We start from the raw sequence: 8,495 nt of genomic DNA on the forward strand, positions 1-8,495 counted from the left end.
GATAAGGCGGAACTTTTTTAACTCAGACATATTGTCTCCTAATTATGATTTTTGTGAGTATAGCAGAAGAAGTTTAACAATCCATACGTTTTAGGTTATAATGGCCTATTGAGATCGAAAGGGAAAAAATGGGACATAACAATGTGGATGAAAAACATATACCGGAGTATGATTTTGACATCATCGAGATGATCAAAGAGGGTTTCAGGCGTATAGAAGGCGTCAAGGGGATATTTTTAGCTGCCTTTGTTCTTTATGTGGTCATCTCCATTATCGTTCAGATCGTATTGTCCATGTTTTTCCCATCACCGCCGCCTCCAGCGGAACCAAACCTTCTGAACCAGCAGATCGTTACTATTTTGAGCTACCCTGTACTGATGCCGCTGATCGTCGGGATCATGATGCTTGCCATCCGCTATTCACGCGGAGAGCAGCCAGCGTTTCAATCCGTATTCAACTACTACCACCTGGTGGGCAAGCTGTCATTGGCGGCTCTGATGATCTACATCATGACAGTGATAGGTTTTTTACTGTTCATTCTTCCGGGTATCTATCTGAGCATCGCCTACATCTTCACGTTACCGCTTATAGCCGACAAGGGAATGGATGTCTGGGAGGCCATGGAGCTTTCAAGAAAGGCTGTCACCAAACATTGGTTCAAGGTCTTTGGTCTCTTCTTTCTGCTCAGTATCATCATGGCACTGGGGGCATTGGCATTGGGTATCGGGCTCATCTGGGCAGTACCGCTGCTGTTTGTCACACTCTACGGGTTGCTATATCCGATGATCTTTGACAGGGCAAGTGTTTAAAAGAAAGCGGTCCTCGTAGAAAGCACGAGGATATTGAAGTTATTTTACCCTATCAGGTCCGAACACAGATCAAAACGGTTGTGTGTCATCAAGTGCACTTTTCCATGCAGCGCCATCATCTCATCAAAGATGCGTTTTGAAAGGGCAAAGCCTACTTCCTGTTCTTTCTCTTCGCCATCCATGGCCGCAAGGTTCATTTCGTCAATGATAGATTTCGGTACAGAGATGCCGGGGACTTTGTCGTTAATGAAATTGGCCGTTCTGGCTCTTACGATAGGGAACTGCCCAAGTACAAGTTGCGCTTCTTTCGCCGTGTCCCTTATGCTCACTGCTTTGGCCTCTTCAAAAAGCGCCAGAAGCTCTTTGGCATTTTCCAGGTCATAGACCGGCTGGGTGATGATGGCACGTGCGCCGTAGTTGAGCTTTTTGACCATACGTTTTTTGAGGCTGTTCATGTCTTTGGCCGTGGCATTGCTGACAGCGAAGGGATAGATGGGTTTGGGTGCGGGATTTAACGGCTTATTGCTGTAGTCCACTCCTTTGTTCAGGTGATAGATGATACTCAGAAGCAGTGTAGAATCACGCTCCAATACCCCCTTTACCTCCGGCTGGTCCGAGAACTTCGCAGGGTCACCTGTCAGTGCCAGTATACAGCGCAGGTCAAAGTCATTGGCCCCAAGCAGGGTGGACTGCAGGGAAAGCTTGTTCTTGTCTCTCATACTCATGGTGGCAATGACAGGTTTCCCAAATGTCTGCTGCACTTTGATGGCAGAAAGAACGCCTGACATCTTCAGTTTTGCCAAAGGATTGTCCGTGCATGAAAAACCTGTGACCTTATCCTGCAAATTGTATTTTTTAATGTCGTCAATGATCCCGTCTATGGATGCGCCATGCGGGGGATTGATCTCTACAGTGATGAATTTCTTATCGTTACAAAGAATGTTGCAAAAATTTTCGAACATGGGATAGACTCTTTACTATTATTTTGTATTTTGGTTTCTTGGTTATAATTCTACCTAAATTATGCATAGAGGTAACACCATGTCTAAACTGGCCGTATTTGATTTTGATTCAACGTTGATGGACGGTGAGACCATCGACTTTTTGGCTGCTCCGCTTGGTTTGGAAGCATCCGTTGCAGAGATCACGGAAAGGGCGATGGCAGGGGAGCTGGATTTTTTCAAGTCTCTGGTCGCCAGAGTATCGCTGATAGAGGGACTGGAAGAAAAGAGAGTGAATGAGATCTGTTCTGATCTTCCTATGATGCCGGGTGCCTTTGAAGTGGTGGCTGGTCTCAAAGAACGCGGGTATACGGTGGTGTGTTTTTCCGGCGGCTTTAGAAATGCTACCAAACCGGCTTGTGAGAAATTAGGCATTGACGCAGATTTCTCAAACTTCCTGCACAGTGAAGGCGGGGTCCTCACCGGACAGGTCGGCGGTGAGATGATGCACTCAGATGCCAAAGGGGAGATGATCGTACGGCTGCAAAATCTCCTTGGTGTAGACAGAAAAGATACTCTGGTCGTAGGCGACGGCGCAAATGACCTCAGTATGTTCGCACATGCAGATACCCGTGTGGCGTTCTGTGCAAAACCGGTTCTAAAGAAAGCGGCAACCCATTGTGTGGATGTCAAGGATCTGCGAGAGATCTTGAAGTTAGTATAACCCTGGGTTTACTCCCAGGTCATTGCACTTTTAAGATTTTCTATATGGTTGTCCGCGTTTAATCTCTGTATAAAATCTTTAGAGTAGTAGATGCCTTTTTCCCTGAACTGCTCCGCTATCTCCGGGGTATAGACTTCATCGGCTGTCTCGGAAAAAAGTGCTATCCAGTGTGTAAAGTCTTCCTGCTTCAATCCGACGATCGTAAAGTGGGGTCCGTAGGGATCGCTGAAATAGAGTGCCTCATCCAAGAAGACCGTCGTCCAGAAGTTCACCAATGTATCTATATGCTCTTTCCACTCTTCATTTTCGATGTCATCGCCCAGTTCAAGCACGAAATAGTGACCTATCGCTTCATCTTTCAGAGCTTTGTGGTAAAACAGGGTGACCAATGTTTCAATATTTTCTTTCGTGATCTTATTTGCAAGTTGCACGCTTCATCCTTGTGATTCAAACTGCCTATGCACCCAAGGCAGAGGGTAAAATTCGGATGGAATTATAGCGAGATTTTCAAAAATGAATAAATAGTGGTTCATAAGCAAGCCATTGACGCCAGTACGTTTCATTTTGACCACTACGTTGTTTTTTGCAGAGAAAATAGGTGTGACAAGGGCAATCCACATCTCACCCTTATCCCTAAATGCTATAATGCAAAAAACAATGGAGAAAAGCGTGTTTCCTGATAAAAAAAGTTGCAGTATCAAAGGTATCATACAGCAACTTATGAGTTACAAAAGCGCTGTCATATTAGGTAATATGATTGCGCTGCTTTCCACGCTGATCATTGTCATTATCCCTCTTTTTATTCCGGTTCTGGTCGATGAGCTCCTGTTGGGGCAGGACCACGGTTTCATCGCTTGGATATCAAAATACATTTTCACAAGTGATACCAAAGGGTATGTGCTATTTGTTTTGGCCCTGATCATTTTTCTGCGTGCCTTAAGTACTTTATTAAGCATTGTACAAAGCAGGATATTTACGATCATATCAAAAAATATTACATACAAAATGAGGCAGTCTCTACTCAAACATCTGAAACATGTTTCACTCAAAGAGTATGAGATGATGCGTGTAGGCGCAGTCACCTCTAAACTGGTCACGGATGTGGAGACCATCGACGGCTTTGTAAGCAGCACGATCTCCAAACTGATCATCGCCTCATTTGTGTTGTTCTTTTCAGCCGTAGTACTGATCTGGATACATTGGCAGCTTGCCATTTTTATTTTGGTCACCAACCCCATCGTCGTCTTCTTCACGGCCAAATTCGCACGCAATATCGGGAAACTTAAAAAAGAGGAGAACAAGGCAGTGGAGCTCTTCCAGTCTGCGCTCACAGAAACGCTGGAACTCTTTCATCAGATCCGTGCGGCAAATAAAGAAGAATACTTTTTTGACCAGAGCGAGGCGAAAGCGAAAGAGCTGAAAGAGCATGCCATCGCCTACGGGTATAAAAGCGAAGCTGCGATGAAATACTCCTACCTGATATTTTTGAGCGGGTATGAAGTCTTCAGGGCAGTCAGTATATTGGCCGTGGCATACTCTGATCTTTCCGTAGGGTTGATGCTTGCCATCTTCTCTTACCTGTGGGTCATGGTAACACCCACGCAGGACATCATTAATTTTCAGTATGCACTTGCCACTGCCAGGGCAGCCTGCAACCGTATCAACAGCATCTACGAGATGGAACAGGAACCCCGGACAGAAGAACCGTGCAATCCTTTCGATGCAGAAGACGCCCTGGATATAGAAGTGAAAGACCTCTCTTTTGCCTATCAGAAGGGAAAAAACATATTAACTAATATTAATATGCGTATCAACAAAGGTTCCAAGGTGGCCATAGTCGGTGCAAGCGGCTCCGGGAAGACAACCTTATCGAATATTCTGGTGGGATTTTATCCGTTCGAAAAAGGAGAGATCCTGTATGGCGATGTCTCGAACAAAGCACTCAAGCTCTCCAGTATCAGAGAAAATATTCATCTTATCTTGCAACATCCTAAACTGTTTAATGATACAATGCGGTTCAATTTAACGTTAGGCAAAACGTACAGCAATGAAAAGGTGCAAAAAGCCCTTGAAATTTCTCAGCTTACGGATGTCATAGAACGTTTAGATCTGGGACTTGATACACTGGTCGGGAAAGACGGTATCAAGCTCAGTGGAGGACAGCGTCAGAGAGTCGCCATCGCACGGATGATCTTGGCAGATCCCAAAGTGGTGATCTTTGATGAATCGACTTCAGCATTGGATGTACATACAGAAGACAGACTTTTCGGTGCGCTGCAAGCGTTTTTAGCAGAAAAGACGGTCATCACCATCGCACACCGGCTCAGTACCATCAAAAGTGCAGAGTATATCTATGTCCTCGAAGAGGGTATGGTGGTTGACAGCGGTACACCCAAAGAGCTCTTGGCAAAAGATGAGAGCTACTTCAGCAGCATGGTTTAAATAAAGGAATAGATTGGATATTTTTGAAGCAATTATCATAGGTGTGATCGAGGGGTTCACTGAATTCCTGCCTATTTCGTCTACAGGCCACATGATAGTCGCCAGCGAGTTTTTAGGGGTCTCCCAGGATGCACTGACAAAAGCCTATGAGGTCATCATCCAGTTTGCGGCCATCCTTGCCGTGATGCTGATCTACAGGGAAAAGATCACTTTTAAAAAGATCGATCTGTGGCAAAAACTTTTTGTTGCCTTTCTGCCTTTGGCCATCGTGGGTTTCCTCTTTAAAGATGAGATCAAAACACTCTTTACCGTCGAGGTGGTCGCATGGATGTTCATTGCCGGCGGGCTGGTCTTCCTGGTGGTCGAGTATTTTTATGAAGAGAAAGAGTTCCATGTGAAGGATGTGGAAAAGACAAGCTACAGTCAGGCATTGTGGGTGGGCATAGCCCAGATCTTCTCACTCATTCCGGGAACAAGCAGGGCAGGGGCTACCATCATCGGCGGTTTATTGGCAGGACTGGACAGAAAAACATCGGCAGAGTTTTCTTTTTTGCTTGCGATCCCCGTGATGGCAGCGGTCAGCGGATACGATCTGCTGAAACACTATCAGGATTTTGCAGACGCAGAGTGGGGTGCCTTCCTAGCAGGCTTTGCCGCTGCTTTTATAGTCGCCTATGTGACGATCAAGCTTTTTCTGGTCTTTCTTCAGAAATTCACGTTTGTCGCATTCGGCATCTACAGGATCCTTTTTGGGATAGTGCTGCTGCTATGGATATAGCGGGATCATCAGAGAAAAACGTTTTGGATTTATAAAAACCCTTACGGGGGTTTTGGTTAAGTTCAAAAGCTTTTTGGACACGAGCAGGGGCATACCCCTGTATTTTAAAGGTACACAATGAAATTTAGTGAATTTGATTTTCATGCCGATCTGGCAAAAGGTGTGAAGATAGCAGGCTTTAAAGAGCCGAGCCCCATTCAGGAGTTAGCCATTCCTATCGTGATGAGGGGAACAGACATGGTAGGGCAGGCGCATACTGGTACAGGTAAAACAGCGGCATTCGGCCTGCCGATGATGGACAAACTTGCCAAAGGTCAGATAGAAAGAGCACTGGTCATTACCCCTACAAGAGAACTTGCGACCCAGGTGTCGGATGAACTATACCACTTAGGGCGTTTTGCCGGTATCAGGACCCTCACGGTCTATGGAGGGGTAGGATATGGCCGCCAGATCGCGCTGATACACAAAGGCGTGCAGATCGTTGTGGCAACACCGGGAAGACTCAAAGACCTCTACAGAAAAGGGAAGATCGATGTGTTCAATCCCGAAATAGTCGTACTGGATGAAGCCGATGAGATGCTCGATATGGGTTTCCTGGATGATATCAAGGAGATCTTTGACTATATACCTCAGAACAGACAAACCCTTCTTTTTTCCGCAACCATGCCTGAGCCTATCAAAGAGCTGGCAAATCACATTCTCTATCAGCCGGAGTTCATTTCAGCGGTGGGAGACGATGAAACGACCAACAATATCATTGAACAGCGCTATTATATGATCCATGAAAATCAAAGAGATGATGCCATAGTAAGGCTTCTTGAAACCGAAGATACAGACAAATGTATCATATTCTGCCGTATGAAGCGTGAAGTGGACAGACTGGTCGAACACCTGAATGCCTTAGGCTTTAACGCCAGCGGTTTGCATGGTGACCTGGAGCAGATGGACAGAGAAGCAGTGATCAAATCTTACAGAAGAGGCGAGACAAAGATCATGGTGGCGACCGATGTGGCTGCACGTGGTCTGGACGTTAAAAATGTGACCCATGTCTTTAACTACCATATCCCTTTCGATCCGCAATCTTATGTGCACCGCATAGGCCGTACGGGGCGTGCAGGAAAGGCAGGACAAGCGATCACACTTGTAACCACCGAAGAGTTCAAAGAACTTCAGCGTATCCAGAAAGAGGTAGGTGCAGAGATGCGTTTGGCAACGATAAAAGGGCCTCAGGGACTGGATGATGCAGGATGCGAATATCTGGCCGAACTGATAAGAGACATACCTGTACACAGTGATGCAGAAGCACTGCTGGCGTATATGGGAGATATGGACAGGACCCTGCTTCTTGAAAAGCTGCTTTCACGTTTTATAGAGCAGGAGCATCAGAACACAGGATCACAGATAGGCTTTAGTCAGGACAGGGTAGATGAAATGCTCGAAGAGTACAGGATCGAACAAAAAGAAACACGCGGCGGCAATCGCAGGAGAAAAAGAAGATAATTCTTTTTTTTTAACTAATAGCAAGCAAAATTGTTTTAAAATAAAACGAATTAAACTACGAGAAGGTTAGGTTAATATGGAAGTTAATTTAGTAGGTGAAAGCCTGAAATTTATGGTACTGGGGATGCTGATCGTATTCGTATTTCTAGTGGTGCTTGTTCAGGTCATGAAGCTGCAGGCAAAGATTATAAATAAGTTCTTTGCAAAAGAGGAGCCTCAAGTTGTTCCACCTTCAGGGTCAGGCAGTAATGCTACCGAAGAAGCCCATCATGTGGCAGCAATTACCGCAGCTGTCGCAGAATTTCGAAAACAATCATAAGCAAGGTATTATAAATGGCAAAAAAATATATTGATGTAATGGACACAACGTTCAGGGACGGCTTTCAGTCGGTCTTTGGCGGCCGTGTACTTATGGATGACTTTTTTCCTGCAGTAGAAGCAGCGAAGAAAGCAGGTATAACCCACTTTGAATTTGGCGGAGGAGCAAGATTCCAATCACTTTTCTTCTATTTGCAGGAAAATGCATTTGATATGATGGATGGTTTCAGGGAGATCGTAGGACCTGATGCGAACCTGCAAGTACTTTCACGCGGTATCAACACGGTAATGCTCGATACGGGAAGCCGTGAGATGATAGACCTCTTTGCAAAAATGTTTAAAAAACATGGTACAACGACCGTGCGTAACTTCGATGCACTGAATGACGTGAACAATCTGGCATTTTCTGCAGAGATGATCAAAAAGCATGGTATGAACCATGAAGTGGTTGTCACGATGATGGACCTGCCTCCAGGATGTACAGGGGCGCATGATGTGGCGTTTTATGAGAAAACGCTGAGAAACATCCTGGACTCCGGCATAGCATTTGACAGCGTATGTTTTAAAGATGCATCAGGAACCGCGAATCCGCACAAAGTCTATGACACGATCGATATGGCAAGAAAACTTCTTGGCGAGAGTGTACACCTCAGACTGCACACGCATGAAACCGCAGGTGTTTCGGTCGCTTCCTATCTGGCGGCACTTGAAGCAGGGGCTAATGGTATAGATATGGCAGCATCACCGGTGAGCGGTGGAACAAGCCAGCCGGATATTCTGACGATGCTTCATGCGACGAAAGGATCCAACTATAATCTGGGTGACCTGCAGCTGGACAAAATACTCAAGTATGAAGAGAGACTCAAAGAGTGTCTTGCTGACTATATGATCCCGCCTGAAGCGACACAGGTATCGCCGCTGATCCCATTCTCACCTATGCCTGGCGGTGCATTGACAGCCAATACGCAAATGATGAGAGACGC

At 45.7% G+C, this 8,495-nt stretch carries 8 protein-coding genes and 1 pseudogene; 7 read left to right on the top strand and 2 right to left on the bottom strand.

Annotation, left to right across the window (positions count from 1 at the left end):
- Positions 1-128: 128 nt before the first annotated feature.
- A complete protein-coding gene (locus tag VIM88_RS06525; RefSeq protein ID WP_331862081.1) occupies positions 129-809 on the top strand; it encodes a glycerophosphoryl diester phosphodiesterase membrane domain-containing protein in 681 nt (226 codons plus the stop codon).
- 44 nt (positions 810-853) lie between these two features.
- Here VIM88_RS06525 and VIM88_RS06530 read toward each other — a convergent pair whose 3' ends face one another.
- Positions 854-1,771 carry a methylenetetrahydrofolate reductase gene (locus tag VIM88_RS06530; protein WP_331862082.1) on the bottom strand — a complete coding sequence of 306 codons (918 nt, stop codon included), beginning with the start codon at positions 1,769-1,771 and terminating at the stop codon, positions 854-856.
- A 79-nt stretch (positions 1,772-1,850) separates the two neighbouring features.
- Here VIM88_RS06530 and serB point away from each other — a divergent pair, with 79 nt between their 5' ends.
- Entirely contained in the window at positions 1,851-2,474 is a 624-nt protein-coding gene (gene serB / locus VIM88_RS06535; RefSeq protein WP_331862083.1) for a phosphoserine phosphatase SerB, read from the top strand.
- A gap of 8 nt (positions 2,475-2,482) precedes the next feature.
- Here serB and VIM88_RS06540 read toward each other — a convergent pair whose 3' ends face one another.
- Positions 2,483-2,905 (bottom strand): group III truncated hemoglobin, encoded by a 423-nt coding sequence (locus VIM88_RS06540; protein WP_331862084.1) that lies wholly within the window; start codon positions 2,903-2,905, stop codon positions 2,483-2,485.
- A gap of 289 nt (positions 2,906-3,194) precedes the next feature.
- On the opposite strand from VIM88_RS06540, the gene VIM88_RS06545 reads away from it, so the two are divergent.
- From VIM88_RS06545 to VIM88_RS06565, 5 genes and pseudogenes are all read left to right on the top strand, one after another.
- Positions 3,195-4,916, top strand: coding sequence for an ABC transporter ATP-binding protein (locus VIM88_RS06545; RefSeq protein ID WP_331862085.1), 1,722 nt, complete (start codon positions 3,195-3,197; stop codon positions 4,914-4,916).
- A 13-nt stretch (positions 4,917-4,929) separates the two neighbouring features.
- Positions 4,930-5,694, top strand: a complete 765-nt coding sequence (locus tag VIM88_RS06550; protein WP_331862086.1) for an undecaprenyl-diphosphate phosphatase — start codon at positions 4,930-4,932, stop codon at positions 5,692-5,694.
- Positions 5,695-5,811: 117 nt separating this feature from the next.
- Positions 5,812-7,194: a DEAD/DEAH box helicase gene (locus VIM88_RS06555; protein WP_331862087.1), complete on the top strand. Its 1,383-nt coding sequence runs from the start codon at positions 5,812-5,814 to the stop codon at positions 7,192-7,194.
- Positions 7,195-7,270: 76 nt separating this feature from the next.
- Entirely contained in the window at positions 7,271-7,513 is a 243-nt protein-coding gene (locus VIM88_RS06560) for an OadG family protein (RefSeq protein ID WP_331862088.1), read from the top strand.
- Positions 7,514-7,527: 14 nt separating this feature from the next.
- Positions 7,528-8,495, top strand: a pseudogene (locus tag VIM88_RS06565) (biotin attachment protein); the annotation flags it as partial.

The sequence above is a fragment of the Sulfurovum sp. genome, assembly GCF_036568385.1.
In the GTDB taxonomy this organism is placed as follows: domain Bacteria; phylum Campylobacterota; class Campylobacteria; order Campylobacterales; family Sulfurovaceae; genus Sulfurovum.

Coding starts and splice junctions, on each gene's coding strand:
- VIM88_RS06545 (WP_331862085.1), top strand. CDS start 3,195: ATGAGTTACAAAAGCGCTGTCATATTAGGTAATATGATTGCGCTGCTT.
- VIM88_RS06560 (WP_331862088.1), top strand. CDS start 7,271: ATGGAAGTTAATTTAGTAGGTGAAAGCCTGAAATTTATGGTACTGGGG.
- serB (WP_331862083.1), top strand. CDS start 1,851: ATGTCTAAACTGGCCGTATTTGATTTTGATTCAACGTTGATGGACGGT.
- VIM88_RS06530 (WP_331862082.1), bottom strand. CDS start 1,771: ATGTTCGAAAATTTTTGCAACATTCTTTGTAACGATAAGAAATTCATC.
- VIM88_RS06525 (WP_331862081.1), top strand. CDS start 129: ATGGGACATAACAATGTGGATGAAAAACATATACCGGAGTATGATTTT.
- VIM88_RS06555 (WP_331862087.1), top strand. CDS start 5,812: ATGAAATTTAGTGAATTTGATTTTCATGCCGATCTGGCAAAAGGTGTG.